We start from the raw sequence: 14,289 nt of genomic DNA on the forward strand, positions 1-14,289 counted from the left end.
CCCAGGTGGAAACCTTGGAGGAGAGCCATGCCCGGACGGCAGGAACTGCCCAGCACGGTGGCCCGCTCGTCGGAGAAGGCGCAACGGACGTGGATCAAGGCGCACGACTCGGCGGTCGAGTCCTACGGAGAGGGCGAACGCGCGCACCGCACCGCATTCTCCGCTCTCAAGCACGCCTTCGAGAAGGTCGGTGACCACTGGGAGGCCAAGGAGGAGATGGGGCCCTCCGATCCGCAGGCCGAGCGCGGCACCCCGGCGCGAGGCGAGACGGCCGGCGGTGTCGACGCGAACGCCGGCAAGGAACACCTCTACGAGATAGCGAAACGACTCGAGATCGAGGGCCGCTCCCGGATGACCAAGGACGAACTCGTCGACGCCATCGCCAAGGCGAACGACCGCGCGACCGCGCGAGCGCGCTCATGAAGGTCGTGATCACCGGCGCGACCGGGAACGTGGGGACGGCGCTGTTACGCAGGCTCGCCGAGGAACCGGACATCCAGCCGCACGGGATCTCCCGCCGCCCGCCGGGGGACGCACCGCCCTACCGCGGTGTCACGTGGACCCCGGTCGACCTCGGCCGGCCCGGCGCGGAGGAGGTGCTGAAGGGCGTCTTCGAGAACGCCGACGCGGTCGTGCACCTCGCCTGGCGCATCCAGCCCGCCCGCGACGAACGGGCGACCTACCGCACGAACGTGGCCGGCTCCGCGCAGGTGTTCGGCGCCGCGGTGGCGGCGAAGGTGCCGCACCTCGTGCACATGTCGTCGGTCGGCGCGTACTCACCGGGCAGCAAGGACCGCCGCGTGGACGAGTCGTGGCCGGTCGACGGGGTGCGGTCGTCGTTCTACAGCAGGCACAAGGCCGCGGTCGAACACATGCTCAACAAGTTCGAGTCCGACCTGCTGATCTCCCGGCCGAGGCCCGGTCTGATCCTGCAGTCCGACGCCGGGTCCGAGATCCGCGAGTACTTCCTCGGCAAGCTCGTGCCGAGGGCCCTGTTCCGCAACCGCATCCCGGTCCTGCCGCTGCCGCGCGACCTGGTGCTGCAGTTCGTGCACGCCGACGACGTGGCCGACGGTCTGGTCCGCATCCTGCGGCAGCGACCGCACGGCGGGGTGAACCTCGTGGCCGATCCCGTCGTCACTCCCCGTGCACTGGCGGAGGTCCTCGGCGGGCGGCCTGTGTACGTTCCGGCGGGGCTGGTACGCCTGCTGGCGAACGTGAGCTGGCGCCTGCGGTTGCAGCCGACGCCGCCCGGTTGGGTGGACCTGGCGCTGAAGTCGCCGCTGCTGGACGCGTCGCGCGCCCGGACGGAGCTCGGCTGGAAACCCCAGTTCGACGCGCAGGAAGCACTTCAGGTACTCCTGCGCGGAATCGGTGAGGGCAAAGGGGTTCCTGGTAGCCCGGCACTGTAGAACCGCTTCGCCGAGTAGCGTTTCAAGCCGTTTTTCTCGGCTAACTCTCCTCTATGGACGAGCCTTTCGACGCGGTGCTCTTCGACCGTGACGGCACGTTGATCCGGGACGTCCCCTACAACGGCGACCCGGATCTCGTGACCGTGATGCCCGGTGCGCGCGAAGTGCTGCGCGACCTGCGCGAGCGCGGGTTGCACACCGGTGTCGTGAGCAACCAGTCCGGCATCGGCCGGGGGCTCCTCACCGCGAATCAGGTCGCGGCGGTGAACGCCCGCGTCGAGGAGCTCCTCGGCGAGTTCGGCACCTGGCAGATCTGCCCGCACCACCCCGGCGAGGGCTGCGCGTGCCGCAAGCCCGCGCCGGGGCTGGTGCTGGCGGCCTGCGAGGTCCTCGACGTGCGGCCCGAACGCGTTGTCGTCGTGGGCGACATCGGCGCCGATGTGGACGCAGCCAAGGCCGCCGGTGCGGCCTCGGTGCTCGTCCCGACCCCGGTGACCAGGCAGGACGAGGTCGACCGCGCCCCGCGCACCGCACCCGACCTGCGCTCCGCGATCGAGATGATCTTGTGAGGACGCTGGTCGCGCGCCTGGACAGCGACGGTGACGTGCTGCTGGCCGGGCCGGCGGTGCGCGCCGCCGCGACGGCGGGCGAGGTCGTGCTGCTCTGCGGACCGGCCGGGGTCCGGGCGGCGGAACTGCTGCCCGGCGTCTCGCGGATCGTCGAGTGGGAGTGCCCGTGGATCGTGAATCCCGCTCCCGACGTGCGGCCGTTCGACATCGAGGCCGTGACGGCGTTGGTGCACGGCATCCGCGCCGACGTGGCGTTGATCCTCACGTCGTTCCACCAAAGCCCGTTGCCACTGGCTCTGATGCTGCGGCTCGCGGGCGTCCCGAAGATCGTGGCGCGGTCGATCGACTACCCCGGATCGCTGCTGGACGTGCGCCTGACCGGTGATCCGGACGTCCCGGAGGCCGAACGGGCGCTGGAGGTCGCGCGCGCCGCGGGCTTCGACCTCCCCGAGGGCGACGACGGCCTCCTGAGGGTCGTCGATCCGCCCGCGACACCACTGGACCATCCGTACGTGGTGGTGCACCCCGGTGTGTCGGCGCCCGCCCGCACCTGGTCGCCCGACCGGTGGGCGAAGGCGGTGGTCGCGTTGACCGCCGCCGGGCACCGCGTGGTCGTGACCGGAGGACCTGCGGAGGCCGGGCTCACCGGGCACGTCGCGGGCGCGTGCGGATCCGATCTCGGCGGGCGCACCAGCCTGCTCGAACTGGCGGGGGTGCTCGCCGGGGCCGGCGCGGTCGTCGTCGGCAACACCGGCCCCGCCCACCTCGCCGCCGCGGTCGGCACACCGGTCGTGTCGTTGTTCGCGCCGGTCGTCCCGGCCGTCAGATGGGCGCCGTACGGCAGACATGTGCTGCTCGGCGACCAAGGAGCTCCTTGTCGTGGCACGAGAGCGCGTGAGTGCCCGGTTCGCGGACACCCGTGCCTGGACCAGGTCGACCCGGCCGACGTCGTGGCGGCCGTAGCGGAGGTGATGACATGAGGATTTTGCTGTGGCACGTGCACGGGTCCTGGACGCATTCGTTCGTCCAGGGAGGGCACGACTACCTGATCCCCGGCCCGCCGCACGGCACCGGTCTCGCCGGGCGCCCGTGGGAGGCCATCGAGGTCGATCCGTCCGAAGTGGACGCCGACGTCGCGGTCGTGCAGCGGCTGGACGAACTGGCCCGCGTGCCGGCGGGGATTCCGCAGGTGTACCTGGAGCACAACACCCCGAGCGCTCCCGCACAGGAACACCCGCTCGCCGGCTGGGACGGCACCATCGTCCACGTCACGCACTTCAACGACCTGATGTGGGACTGCGGGACGACCCGCACCGTCGTGATCGAGCACGGCGTCGTCGACCCGGGACCGCTCTACACGGGCGAGCTCCCGCGGGCGGCGGCCGTGATCAACGAGCCGGTGCGCAGGGGCCGGATCGTCGGCACGGACCTGCTGCCGAGGTTCGACCCGATCGACGTGTTCGGCATGGGTACCGAGCAGATCGGCGGCATGGGGGACCACGGACTCGACGCGCTGCACCGGGAACTCGCCCGCCGTCGCGTGTACGTGCACACCCCGCGCTGGACGTCGCTGGGGCTGTCGCTGCTGGAGGCCATGCACATCGGCATGCCGGTCGTCGCCCTCGCGAGCACGGAGGCGATCCGCGCCGTCACCGCGGAGGTGGGCGCGATCTCGACGAACGTGGGGGAGCTGGTGAGCGCGACGCGGGACCTGGTCGCCGATCCGGACCTCGCGCGGGAGAAGGGCAGGAGGGCCCGCGAGTTCGCGCTGGCCCACTACGGACTCGATGCGTTCCTGCGCAACTGGGACGTGACGCTGAAGGAGGTGATCGGATGAGGATCGCGATGGTGTCAGAGCACGCCAGTCCGCTCGCGGCTCTGGGAGGTGCCGACGCGGGAGGCCAGAACGTGCACGTGGCCGCGCTGGCGGCCGCCCTGGTGCGCCGGGGTCACGAGGTCGCGGTCTACACCCGGCGCGACGCCCGTGGACTGCCGCGGCGCGTCGGCACCCCCGACGGCTACGAGGTCGTGCACGTGCCCGCCGGACCGGCCGGGCACGTGCCCAAGGACGAGCTCCTGCCGCACATGACCGCGTTCTCCCGCTTCCTCGCGCAGGACTGGCAGGACAGGCCGCCCGACGTCGTGCACAGCCACTTCTGGATGTCCGGGCTGGCCTCGGTGCTGGCGGTGCGGCGCACCCGCGTCCCGGTCGTGCACACCTACCACGCCCTGGGCACGGTGAAGCGCCGTCACCAGGGTGCGCGGGACACGAGCCCGGCCGAGCGGATCGCGGTGGAGAGGCTGGTCGGTCACGAGGCCGACGCCGTCGCCGCCACCTGCGACGACGAGGTCGACGAGCTGATCGCCATGGGCCTGCGGCGGACCAAGATCACGGTCGTGCCGTGCGGCGTGGACACGGACCTGTTCACCCCGTCCGGGCCGGTGGCGCGGCGCGGGGCACCGCACCGGATCGTGTCGGTCGGCAGGTTCGTGCGGCGCAAGGGGTTCGACGACCTGATCGCGGCGCTGCCCCTGGTGCCGGAGACCGAGCTCGTGATCGCCGGGGGACCGCACGACCTCAAGTCCGATCCCGAGGCGCAGCGGTTGCTCGCCCGTGCGGAAGCCTGTGGCGTCGCGGACCGCGTGCGCCTGGTCGGGCAGGTGGCGCGGGTGAAGATGCCCGCTCTGCTGCGTTCGGCGGACGTGGTGGCGTGCGTGCCGTGGTACGAGCCGTTCGGCATCGTTCCCCTGGAAGCCATGGCCTGCGGTGTCCCGGTCGTCGCGTCGGCGGTGGGCGGTCTGCGCGACACGGTCGTCGACGGCGTCACCGGTGTGCTGACACCGCCCCGCGATCCCCGCGCCCTCGGCTGCGCGCTGCGCAAGCTGCTCGCGGACCCGTCCCGCGGCATGGCGTACGGCATGGCCGGCCAGGACAGGGTGGACGTCATGTACCAGTGGGACGAGATCGCCGCACGGACCGAGCTCGTCCACCAGCGGGTGCGGGCGAACGACGACATGGCGGTGGCGCGGTGACGGTCGAAAGCCACCTGGACGGGCTGGCGGACACCCTGGCGGGTGTGCGCGCCCAGTCCTCCCGCATCCACCGCTGGGGCTCGGTGCTGGCACGCCGGCTCGTCGACGGCGGCAGGGTGCTCGCGGCCGGCAACGGCGGATCGGCCGCCGAGGCCCAGCACCTCACCGCCGAACTGGTCGGCCGCTACCGCGACGACCGCGCGCCGTTCTCCGCGCTGGCGCTGTGCTCCGAGACCTCCAGCGTCACCGCGATCGCCAACGACTACGGCTACGACCAGGTGTTCTCCCGTCAGGTGACGGCCCACGCGCGGCCCGGTGACGTCGTGGTCCTGTTGTCCACCAGCGGGAACAGCCCGAATTTGCTGGAGGCGGCCCGCGCGGCCCGGCTCGCCGGGGCGATCTCGTGGGCGCTGACCGGACCGCTGCCGAACCCGCTGGCGTCGCTGGCCGATGACGCGCTCGCGTTGCCGGGCCACGCCTGCAACGTGCAGGAGGCGCAGCTGGTGGTCGTGCACGCGTTGTGCGAGGCCTTCGAGGCGGCGCTGCCCCTGTCGATGAGGAGGGCCTCGTGAAACTCGTCGTGGTGGGCGACTCCCTGCTCGACGTCGACGTGGAAGGCACCGTCGACCGCGTCTGCCCGGACGCTCCGGCGCCGGTCCTCGACGTCGTCGGCGAGCACGCCCGCGCCGGTGGTGCCGCGCTCGCCGCGACGATGGCCGCGCGCGACGGCGTGGACGTGACGCTGGTCAGCGCGCTGTCCTGCGACGCGGCGGGGGAGCGGCTGCGGTCGCTGGTCGAGGTCCCCGGCCTGTACGGGCGCACCGGGGCCGTTCCGGTGAAGACGCGGCTGCGGTGCGGCGGAACCTCGCTGGCCCGCGTGGACCACGGCGGTTCCGGGACGCCTCAGGTCACCGACGACATGCTCGACGCGGTGCTGTCCGCCGACTTCGTGCTGGCGTCGGACTACGGCCGGGGACTGCTGCGCGACGAACGGCTGCGGTCGGTGCTCACGCGCGTCCCGGTGGTCTGGGACCCGCATCCGCGCGGTCCCGCTCCGGTTCCCGGCGTGCGGCTCGCGACCCCGAACCTGTCCGAGGCCAAGGCGTTCAGCGAGCTGACCGACCCGGACGCGGCCGCGGCGGAGCTGGTGTCGCGCTGGCGTGCCAGGGCCGTGGTGGTGACGCTCGGCGGGCAAGGGGCTCTGCTCCACTGTGGAGGGACGCCGGTGGCCGTTCCCGCGCCCGGCGTGCAGATCGCCGACCCGTGCGGTGCCGGGGACCGGTTCGCCGTCACGGCGGCCGTGCGGCTGGCAGGCGGTGCCGCGCCGGACGACGCGGTGGCCGACGCCGTGGCGGCCGCGGCGGAGTTCCTGCGCGACGGCGGTGTCTCGGGCATGCGCGCGCCCCTGCCGTCCACTGTGGACTCGGTGCGGCGGCGTGGCGGGACCGTGGTGGCCACCGGAGGGTGCTTCGACGTTCTGCACACCGGCCACGTGCGGATGCTCGCCGCCGCCCGCGCGCTGGGCGACTGCCTGGTGGTGTGCCTCAACTCCGACCTGTCCGTGCGGCGGCTCAAGGGTGAGAACAGGCCGGTCAACCGCGAGTCCGAACGCATCGAGGTGCTGCGGGCGCTGGAATCCGTGGACGACGTGGTCGTGTTCGGTGAGGACACGCCGGAGAACGTGCTCGGCCGCCTGCGCCCGGACGTGTGGGTGAAGGGCGGCGACTACACCGCGGACCAGCTGCCGGAGGCCGCCGTCGTGCGGCGCTGGGGCGGCCGCAGCGTCGTGGTCCCGTACCACCGGGGCCGTTCGACGACCGAGATCCTGTCGAGGAGGGCTTAGATGCTGGGAAACGTGCTGGTGACCGGGGGAGCGGCCGGACTGGGGGCGGCGGTGGCCGACGCGGTGCACGCCGCCGGCGGGACACCGCTGGTGCTCGACAAGTCCGCGCCGGACAGGCACGAGTTCGAACTGGTCGACCTGGCGGACGGACGTGCCGCCGAAGCCGCGGTGCGCGCGCTCGCCGAGCGGCACGGCGGGTTCGGCGGTGTGGTCACCGCCGCCGGCATCGACCGGTGCGGCACGCTCGAGGAGGTGCCGCCCGACGAGTGGGAACAGGTCGTGCGGGTCAACCTGTTCGGCACCGCGGCGGTGGTCAGGGCCGCGTTGCCGCACCTCGGGAACGGGCGCGTCGTCACGGTCGCGTCCACGCTCGGGCTGCGCGCGGTCAGCGACGCGACGGCGTACTGCGCCTCGAAGTTCGGGGTCGTCGGCTTCACCCGCGCGCTCGCCGCCGAGACGGCGGGCCGGATCGGCGTCACGCTGGTGGTGCCGGGCGGCATGCGCACGAACTTCTTCGACGACCGCACCGAGCAGTACCGGCCGCAGGACCTGGACAAGCTCAACCCGCCGGACCGGGTGGCGGCGGCGATCGTGTTCGCGCTGAGCCAGCCGGAGGGCTGCGAGATCCGCGAACTGGTGATCGCGCACGGCGAGGAACCGTCCTACCCGTAGGTTCGCCAGGTGGCGCAGCGGGTAGTAGACCCGCATGACCGGTGAGGACGAACTGGCGGAGCTCGACGCGGACTCGCTGCACAACAGCGAGGTGTTGCCCACGAGACGTCCTCACCCGGTCATCATCGCCGCCAGCCTCACGGCGCGGGGCGGACTGCTCTGGATACCCGTCGTCGGCCTGCTCGCGGTGGCCGGCAAGCCGGAGGTGGCGAAGAAGGCCCTGGGGGCGGCGGTGATCGCCATGCCGATCGGCCACCTGATCAGCCTCGTCGTGCACCGCAGGAGACCTCAGGCCGCCGGCATCCCCGCTCGGCAGGCCTTGCCGGAGCACCCCGACTCGTCGTCGTTCCCCTCCAAGCACGCGGTGACGGCCGCCGCGTTCGGCACCGCCACCGCGCTGGCGGACCGCGAGGCCGCCGTCTTCGTGACGCCACTGGTGTTGCTGGTCGCCTACAGCCGCCTCAGGGCCCGTGTGCACTGGCCCACGGACGTCCTGGGCGGCTTGGCCATCGGCGCGCTCGTGGCGCTGGCTCAGGCCGGGATCGGGCGTTCCGCGAGGGCCAGGGCGACGGCGTGCAGGTTGGCGGCCATGGTGCGGCCGGTCTTCTCCGACCACTCGTGACCCTCGTCGGTCTCGGAGTAGCTCGGACCCGGTCCGGGGCCGCGGTTCCAGTACGTCCAGGCCTGGCCGGGGATCGTGTAGCCGATGTCGACGAGCCCGCCGCAGATCTCGCTGATCACGTGGTGCGCGCCGTCCTCGTTGCCGGTCACCACGACGCCCGCGACCCGGTTGTAGGCCACCGGCCGCTCCTGGTCGTCGGTCTCGGAGATCATGGCGTCCATCCGCTCCAGCGCCCGCTGCGCGAACGAGGACGGGCGGCCGACCCACGTCGGCGTCGCGAACACCAGGATCTCGGACCGGAGCAGCAGCGTGTGGATGTTCGGCCACTCGTCGCCCCCGCCCAGGTCGGTCGCGACACCGGGCGGGATCTCGTGGTCGGCCAGCCGGAACGAGGTGACCTCGACGTCCTTCTTCGTCAGCTCGTCGATCACCACCTGGGCCAGCAGGTCGGTGTTGGACTCCTCGGGCGACTTCTTCAAGGTGCAGTTCAGCACCACGGCACGCATCAGGTCTGCCTCCACTTCTCGTCGGTCATCAGCTGGCTCGCCTGCGGGCCCATCAGCGACATGCCGCCGTCCACGACGAACGACGACCCGGTCACGTAGGACGCGGCGGGCGTGGCGAGGAACGCGACCACGGCGGCGACCTCGTGGGCACTGCCCGGCCGGCCGAGCGGGACGCCCGGCCGCGACTCGGTGTGCGGGTCGACGTCCTCCTGACCTGTCATCGGAGTCGAGATCTCGCCCGGCGCCACGGAGTTGACCGTGATGCCGTGCTCGGACAGTTCGAGGGCGAGCACCTGGGTCAGCGCGCCGAGCCCGGCCTTCGCGGCGCAGTACGGCGCCGCGCCCACCCTCGGCAGGTGCTCGTGGACCGAGGTGATGTTGATGATCCGGCCACCCCGTCCTGCGGCGATCATGTGTTTCGCCGCGCGCTGGGAGCACAGGAAGGCGCCGTCCAGGTCGACCGAGAGCACCGAGCGCCACGTGTCGAAGTCCATGTCCACGGCCTTCTGGCTGCTGCCGGTGCCCGCGCAGTTCACCAGGACGTCCACGCCGCCCAGCTCCTCGGCCAGTTCGTCGACGACGGAGGCGGCGGTGGGCAGATCGGTCAGGTCGAGTTGCCGGACGGTGCACCGGGCGCCCGCCTCGCGGACCTCCCCGGCTGTGCGCTCGGCTCCGTCGGCGTCCTCGTGGTAGGTGATGCCGACGTCGACGCCACCGCCCGCGAGTGCGACGGCCACGGCCTTGCCGATGCCGGAATCCGCGCCGGTGACCACGGCGTAGAGGGGTGTGTTCATGAGACGCGGATTCCCGTCTGCTCGACCGGCATGCGGATGCCGAAGTGGTTGAGCGTTCCGGGCAGCGGCGAGTCGAGCACGGGGAACGAGAGGTGCTCGCTCAGCGCGTCCAGCATCGTGGCGGCGACGGTCAGCACCAGGTCCCGGCCGGGGCAGACGCCGGGACCGCCGCTGAACGGCACGATCGCCGGGTCGAGCGGCCCGTCCCAGTACTCCGGCGCGTACCGGTCGGCGAACGGCAGCCGGTCCGGGTCGCGGTGGAAGAACGGCGTGAACACCACGAACAACGTGTCCTGCGGCAGCCACGTGCCGTGCCAGCGGGTCGGTTCCCTGCTCTTCCGCAGGATCACCGGCGTCGTGGGCCACAGCCGGGCGGACTCGAGGACACCGTTCCTGCCGCGGGCGCCGATGGCGAGCGCGCGCAGGGTGACGATCCCGGCCGCGTCGAAGGCGAACAGCCAGTGCGGCACCTGCCCGGACAGGTCACCCGGCTGGGCGGCGAGGCTGCCCTCCTCGCGGCGGGCGAGGTGCTCGTCGAGCCTGGCCTGGAAGCGTTCGCGCAGCTCACGCCGCTTCGGGTGGAGGAACGCCCAGTTGGCGTCCGCGCGCAGCGCCTTGAGGTCGTCGGTGAGCCGGTCGTCGCCCCGGGCGCCGTCCCCGAGCACGATCCGGCGCACGATCCGCCACCACGTCTGGTTGAAGGAGGCCCAGGTCAGCTCGCCGGTGCTCATCACGTGCCGGGTGAGCAGGTCGGCCTCGTCGCGCACGACCGCCTCGGCGGGCACGTTCTCCGGTCGCAGCGCGCGTTCGTTGAGCTCGCGCAGCCGTTGCCGCTCGGGGCCGTCGGAGATCAGCACTCCGTGCGGCTGGAAGTGCTCCAGCGCGGACTTCTTCTCCTTCGTGGCCAGCGCGAACGGCTCGGGCGACTCCGCGAGCAGCCTGCCCACGTCGGTGGGGTCGACCAGCACGGCGATGCTGCGGCCGGTGACGCGCAGGCGCACCGGCTCCGGGCCGTAGCGGTCGCGCAGCCTGCGCATCGTGTCGATGGCCCTGGTGTCGGCCTGCACCTTCTCGGCGGCCGCCATCACCCCGGGCCTGCGGACGATGACGCCCTTGGCGAGGGTGGGCAGCAGCACCGTGGCGAGCACGCGGGCGGTGTCGAGTCGGGAGGAGATCGCCATGACCCCGGCTACCCGATGACCCGTGTGTGAACCTCCCTGAACGGGGTATTCGCGAGTCAGCACCGAGTCAGGAGGTCGTGATGCCCGCGGGATCGAACGCGAAACGGGAACGCCAGTACGAGCACATCAAGGACTCCGCGCAGGACCGCGGCGCCTCGCCCAAGCGTGCCAAGGAGATCGCGGCTCGAACGGTCAACAAGAACCGCGCGCAGGCCGGTGAGTCGAAGACGGCGAGCAAGTCGTCCACACAGGACATGTCACCGCAGAAGCGCGGCGGTCAGCGCTCGGGCACGAACCGCCCGAAGGGCCAGACCAAGGAACAGCTCTACAACGAGGCCAAGAAGAAGAACATCAGGGGCCGGTCCACCATGACGAAGAAGGAACTGGCCGACGCGCTTGGACGCTGACGTGCAGGACGTGGACAAGGCCTCGGCGCTGACGATCCTGACCATGGAGCACAACACGCTGCAGATGATCCGCACGGCGACGATCACCGACGCGACCGGACGGGCGGGCCACCTGCTCACGACGATCTCGGCGTCCATGATCGCGCTCGGGTTCGTCGCTCAGGTGGTGTCGACCGCGGTGCTGCTGACGCTGATGCTGGTCGTCTTCGCCGCGCTGTTCCTGATCGGCCTGGCCACGTTGTTCCGCACGGTCGAGCTGAGCATCGAGGACGTCCAGGCGGGACTGGGGATCAACCGCATCAGGGCCGTCTACGCCGAACTCGAACCGTCCACAAGGGACGTCTTCGTGCGGCAGATGCACGACGACACCCTGGGCGTCGGGGTGGACAGCGGCCAGACCGGCTGGCGCAAGGCCAGGCGCCCGCGGCTGATCGGCACCGCGCTGGGCGTGTCCGGCCTCGTCAACCTCGTCAACGGACTCACCTCCGCCGTCATCGCCGGTGCGGCGGCAGGACTGCTGGGCGCCGGCCTGGCGTGGTCGATCGTGCTCGCCTCGGTCGTCGCCGTCGCCGTGATCAGCGGCTTCGGCATCGCGCTCGGCCGGATCGGACGGCGCGGCGTCGCGCCCATCACCACGCGCTATCCGAGGAACCACCCGAACTGAAGGAGAACCACCATGCAGTACGACGTCGTCGACCTGATCATGCAGGACCACCGCGAGGTGGAGCGCCTGTTCGACGAGCTGAAGAACCACCCGGAGAAACGACCTCTGCTGACCCCGGTGCTCTGCGGCCTGCTCGTCGCCCACAGCCGCGCCGAGGAGGCCGAGGTCTACCCGGTCGCCAAGGACGCCGGCGGTGACGACGAGGTCGAGCACAGCCAGGAGGAGCACGCCGAGGCCGAGCAGCTGCTCGCCAAGCTCCTCGACACCGACTACGACTCGCCGCAGTACGAGAAGGCGCTGCAGGACGTCGTCGACTCCATCACCCACCACGTGGAGGAAGAGGAGAAGACCGTCCTTCCCGGCATGCGCAAGCGCCTGAGCGCCGAGCGCCGCTACGAGCTCGGTGAGGCGTTCGCGCGCAGCCGGGCCGACCACCTCGGTGAGATGCCCGGCCAGGCCACCCGCGAGGAGCTGCTGTTGCAGGCCAAGAACATGGGCCTGGACGGGGCGTCGAGCATGACGAAGGAGCAGCTGCGCCGGGAGCTGGAGAAGGCGGCTTCCTCCTGACCGGTGGAGGTGGGGCCGGGGGCTCGGCGCCGCGCTCTGGTGGCCGAGTTGCTCGCCCCCGCCTCGCCGAACCGGCCCTCGCCCGCCTCAGGCGTCGTCGGTTCGCACCGTCTGGATGTGCACGGTCCTGGCGCCCTCGTGGGCGTCGCGGCCGTGCCAGCAGCGGTAGTTGTCGAGGACCAGCAGATCGCCCTCGGTCAGCCGGATCCTGGGCAGGTCCCGCTGCACCCGTTCGACCTCCGCGTCGAAGCGGGACAGCATCGCGGTGACGTGCTCGGTGCGGGGATCGCGGTGCAGGGCCGCGACCCCGTCCGTGCGGCGGGTGATCCGCCTGCCGGTGCGCGTGAACTCGATGTGGCGGCCTACCCGCGGTGTCGCGGGTAGGCCGCGCGTCTGCGCCCAGCGGCCGTACAGGTCGACGTCCGTGCCCCTGAGGAAGTCCCGCAGCTCCGCGTCCAGCGAGTCGGTGAACTCGTGCGCGTCGAGCACGAACGACTCACCTCCGCGCGGGGCCTGCGAAGCCAGCAGCACCAGCACGTGGTCCTCGTCGGGGTGTCTGCGCCGCACGGTCTTCCCGCCGATGTCCACGACGACGTCGAAGCTGTCCGCGTGCAGGCCGACGACCCCGCCGTCGACGGAACGCCTGGTGCGGTGGGGGAACAGCTCCCGCAACGCGGTGCCGAACAGCAGGGACGCGGCGACCGGCAGCGAGTCCGCGGAGTTGGGCAGGCCGGTGAGGACCACGGCCCCGTTGTCGGACAGTGCGGTGCGCGCGGCGGGGTCGAGGGCCGGTACACGGGGAACGATCACCGGCGCGGCCCGAAGTCGCGGGACGACGGCACGAGCGCGGCCAGGGCCGGTGCGGCGAAGCAGATCACCGCGCACGCGGCCAGCACGGCGGGCGCGCCGAAGGACGAGATCGCCGGGGCGATGAGCGCGAGGCCCACGGGCGCCAGGCCGTACGACATCAGGAAGTCCAAAGAGGACACCCGGGCCAGCTTGGACGGCTCGACCTCGCGCTGGGTCGCGGTGAACCACGGCACGTTGAACAGCTCGATGCCCAGTCCGGCGACGGCGTAGGCCGCGACCACGACGACCGGGTGCACCGGCAGCAGGAGGCTGAGCGGCGCGAACCCGTACAGCGCCAGGCCGGCCAGCGCGGTCCAGCCCGCGTGCCTCGGCCGCCAGCGGGCGATCAGCAGGGCACCGGCCAGCGCGCCGAGCGTGTAGGCGGTGAGCGCTCCCGCCAGCACGGCCTCGGTGTCGTAGCGGTCGCGGCTGACGAGGGGGAGCACCACCCCGGTCGCCGAGTAGCCGGTGGCGATCACGGCGGTCAGCGCGCCGAGCCCGGCCAGGAACCACGGGTGCCTGCGGGCCTCCCGGACGCCCTCCCAGAAGTCCGCGACGAAACCGTTGCCACCGCCGGGACTCGTGAGCCCGGTACCGGCGGGCGGCACCAGTGCGGCGACCAGCCACAGCGCACCGATGCCGAGCAGCAGCGCCTGCGTGTTCACCACCAGCGCCAGCAACGCGGTCAGGCCCGGCGCCACCAGCGTCGTCACCCGCACCGACAACGTCATCGCGGCGTTGGCCTGCTGGCGCTGGTCGCCTTCCACCACCTCGGCCGTCAGCGCCTGGAACGCCGGCCGGCACGCACCCTGGCCCGCTCCCATCGCCGCCGCCGCGATCGCCGCGACCACCAGCGAGCCGCCCACGAACGCCGCGAGCACGGGTGCGGCGACGGCGGAGGTGAGGCCCGACCACAGGACCACCTGGCGGCGGGCGTAGCGGTCGGCCAGGACACCGCTGACCGGTACTGCGGCGAGGAAGCCCGCGGTGCGCGCGGCCAGCAGAACGCCCAGCTCCACGGCGGTGATCGAGCGCGAGAGCACCGCGAGGCCCAGCACGAACGGCAGCGCCCAGGTCGCGATGCCGGACGCCGTGGTGGCGGTCCAGAGACGGAGGAATGAAGCGCTGCGCAGCACCGAGGAGCTGCGGGGTGCTGTGTCGTGGACCACG

At 72.2% G+C, this 14,289-nt stretch carries 18 protein-coding genes; 13 read left to right on the forward strand and 5 right to left on the reverse strand.

Annotation, left to right across the window (positions count from 1 at the left end; genetic code table 11):
* Positions 1-27: 27 nt before the first annotated feature.
* From ND450_RS04050 to ND450_RS04095, 10 genes are read left to right on the forward strand one after another with little or no spacing between them, the layout of a single operon-like run.
* Positions 28-423 (forward strand): ChaB family protein, encoded by a 396-nt coding sequence (locus ND450_RS04050; RefSeq protein WP_253324801.1) that lies wholly within the window; start codon positions 28-30, stop codon positions 421-423.
* Positions 420-1,412, forward strand: coding sequence for an NAD-dependent epimerase/dehydratase family protein (locus tag ND450_RS04055; protein ID WP_253324802.1), 993 nt, complete (start codon positions 420-422; stop codon positions 1,410-1,412). Before ND450_RS04050 ends, ND450_RS04055 begins: the two co-directional genes overlap by 4 nt.
* A 53-nt stretch (positions 1,413-1,465) precedes the next feature.
* A complete protein-coding gene (locus tag ND450_RS04060) occupies positions 1,466-1,981 on the forward strand; it encodes an HAD-IIIA family hydrolase (protein ID WP_253324803.1) in 516 nt (171 codons plus the stop codon).
* Positions 1,978-2,961, forward strand: a complete 984-nt coding sequence (locus ND450_RS04065; RefSeq protein ID WP_253324804.1) for a glycosyltransferase family 9 protein — start codon at positions 1,978-1,980, stop codon at positions 2,959-2,961. Before ND450_RS04060 ends, ND450_RS04065 begins: the two co-directional genes overlap by 4 nt.
* Positions 2,958-3,818, forward strand: a complete 861-nt coding sequence (locus ND450_RS04070) for a glycosyltransferase (protein WP_253324805.1) — start codon at positions 2,958-2,960, stop codon at positions 3,816-3,818. The genes ND450_RS04065 and ND450_RS04070 overlap by 4 nt, the downstream gene beginning before the upstream one ends.
* Positions 3,815-5,014 carry a glycosyltransferase gene (locus ND450_RS04075; protein WP_253324806.1) on the forward strand — a complete coding sequence of 400 codons (1,200 nt, stop codon included), beginning with the start codon at positions 3,815-3,817 and terminating at the stop codon, positions 5,012-5,014. Before ND450_RS04070 ends, ND450_RS04075 begins: the two co-directional genes overlap by 4 nt.
* On the forward strand, positions 5,011-5,586 hold the full coding sequence (locus ND450_RS04080) for an SIS domain-containing protein (protein ID WP_253324807.1): 576 nt from the start codon (positions 5,011-5,013) through the stop codon (positions 5,584-5,586). The genes ND450_RS04075 and ND450_RS04080 overlap by 4 nt, the downstream gene beginning before the upstream one ends.
* The gene (gene rfaE2 / locus ND450_RS04085) at positions 5,583-6,857 is read left to right on the forward strand and encodes a D-glycero-beta-D-manno-heptose 1-phosphate adenylyltransferase (protein WP_253324808.1); all 1,275 of its coding nucleotides are present in this window, start codon (positions 5,583-5,585) and stop codon (positions 6,855-6,857) included. Before ND450_RS04080 ends, rfaE2 begins: the two co-directional genes overlap by 4 nt.
* Positions 6,858-7,529, forward strand: a complete 672-nt coding sequence (locus ND450_RS04090; RefSeq protein ID WP_253324809.1) for an SDR family oxidoreductase — start codon at positions 6,858-6,860, stop codon at positions 7,527-7,529.
* Positions 7,530-7,563: 34 nt separating this feature from the next.
* Positions 7,564-8,151: a phosphatase PAP2 family protein gene (locus ND450_RS04095; RefSeq protein ID WP_253324810.1), complete on the forward strand. Its 588-nt coding sequence runs from the start codon at positions 7,564-7,566 to the stop codon at positions 8,149-8,151.
* Here ND450_RS04095 and ND450_RS04100 read toward each other — a convergent pair.
* The 3 genes from ND450_RS04100 to ND450_RS04110 are packed head-to-tail and all read right to left on the reverse strand — an operon-like array spanning position 8,061 to position 10,632.
* Positions 8,061-8,672, reverse strand: coding sequence for a flavodoxin family protein (locus ND450_RS04100; protein ID WP_245786716.1), 612 nt, complete (start codon positions 8,670-8,672; stop codon positions 8,061-8,063). The two genes, ND450_RS04095 and ND450_RS04100, sit on opposite strands and share 91 nt — an antisense overlap.
* Entirely contained in the window at positions 8,657-9,451 is a 795-nt protein-coding gene (locus ND450_RS04105; protein ID WP_253324811.1) for an SDR family oxidoreductase, read from the reverse strand. The genes ND450_RS04100 and ND450_RS04105 overlap by 16 nt, the downstream gene beginning before the upstream one ends.
* A complete protein-coding gene (locus ND450_RS04110; RefSeq protein ID WP_253324812.1) occupies positions 9,448-10,632 on the reverse strand; it encodes a cytochrome P450 in 1,185 nt (394 codons plus the stop codon). The genes ND450_RS04105 and ND450_RS04110 overlap by 4 nt, the downstream gene beginning before the upstream one ends.
* An 80-nt stretch (positions 10,633-10,712) precedes the next feature.
* Here ND450_RS04110 and ND450_RS04115 point away from each other — a divergent pair, with 80 nt between their 5' ends.
* From ND450_RS04115 to ND450_RS04125, 3 genes are read left to right on the forward strand one after another with little or no spacing between them, the layout of a single operon-like run.
* The gene (locus tag ND450_RS04115) at positions 10,713-11,039 is read left to right on the forward strand and encodes a plasmid stabilization protein (RefSeq protein WP_253324813.1); all 327 of its coding nucleotides are present in this window, start codon (positions 10,713-10,715) and stop codon (positions 11,037-11,039) included.
* Positions 11,029-11,703, forward strand: coding sequence for a hypothetical protein (locus tag ND450_RS04120; protein WP_253324814.1), 675 nt, complete (start codon positions 11,029-11,031; stop codon positions 11,701-11,703). The genes ND450_RS04115 and ND450_RS04120 overlap by 11 nt, the downstream gene beginning before the upstream one ends.
* Positions 11,704-11,715: 12 nt before the next feature.
* Entirely contained in the window at positions 11,716-12,270 is a 555-nt protein-coding gene (locus ND450_RS04125) for a hemerythrin domain-containing protein (RefSeq protein WP_253324815.1), read from the forward strand.
* Positions 12,271-12,357: 87 nt separating this feature from the next.
* Here the strand turns inward: ND450_RS04125 and ND450_RS04130 are convergent, their stop codons facing one another.
* Complete coding sequence (locus ND450_RS04130; protein ID WP_253324816.1) at positions 12,358-13,080, reverse strand: TauD/TfdA family dioxygenase; 723 nt, start codon at positions 13,078-13,080, stop codon at positions 12,358-12,360.
* A complete protein-coding gene (locus tag ND450_RS04135; RefSeq protein WP_371927647.1) occupies positions 13,077-14,288 on the reverse strand; it encodes an MFS transporter in 1,212 nt (403 codons plus the stop codon). The genes ND450_RS04130 and ND450_RS04135 overlap by 4 nt, the downstream gene beginning before the upstream one ends.
* Position 14,289: the final 1 nt, after the last annotated feature.

The sequence above is a fragment of the Lentzea sp. HUAS12 genome (assembly GCF_024125735.1).
GTDB classification, from domain to species: Bacteria; Actinomycetota; Actinomycetes; order Mycobacteriales; family Pseudonocardiaceae; genus Lentzea; species Lentzea albida.

Coding starts and splice junctions, on each gene's coding strand:
- ND450_RS04050 (WP_253324801.1), top strand. CDS start 28: ATGCCCGGACGGCAGGAACTGCCCAGCACGGTGGCCCGCTCGTCGGAG.
- ND450_RS04075 (WP_253324806.1), top strand. CDS start 3,815: ATGAGGATCGCGATGGTGTCAGAGCACGCCAGTCCGCTCGCGGCTCTG.
- ND450_RS04115 (WP_253324813.1), top strand. CDS start 10,713: ATGCCCGCGGGATCGAACGCGAAACGGGAACGCCAGTACGAGCACATC.
- ND450_RS04105 (WP_253324811.1), bottom strand. CDS start 9,451: ATGAACACACCCCTCTACGCCGTGGTCACCGGCGCGGATTCCGGCATC.
- ND450_RS04095 (WP_253324810.1), top strand. CDS start 7,564: ATGACCGGTGAGGACGAACTGGCGGAGCTCGACGCGGACTCGCTGCAC.
- ND450_RS04125 (WP_253324815.1), top strand. CDS start 11,716: ATGCAGTACGACGTCGTCGACCTGATCATGCAGGACCACCGCGAGGTG.
- ND450_RS04090 (WP_253324809.1), top strand. CDS start 6,858: ATGCTGGGAAACGTGCTGGTGACCGGGGGAGCGGCCGGACTGGGGGCG.
- ND450_RS04070 (WP_253324805.1), top strand. CDS start 2,958: ATGAGGATTTTGCTGTGGCACGTGCACGGGTCCTGGACGCATTCGTTC.
- ND450_RS04055 (WP_253324802.1), top strand. CDS start 420: ATGAAGGTCGTGATCACCGGCGCGACCGGGAACGTGGGGACGGCGCTG.
- ND450_RS04060 (WP_253324803.1), top strand. CDS start 1,466: ATGGACGAGCCTTTCGACGCGGTGCTCTTCGACCGTGACGGCACGTTG.
- ND450_RS04110 (WP_253324812.1), bottom strand. CDS start 10,632: ATGGCGATCTCCTCCCGACTCGACACCGCCCGCGTGCTCGCCACGGTG.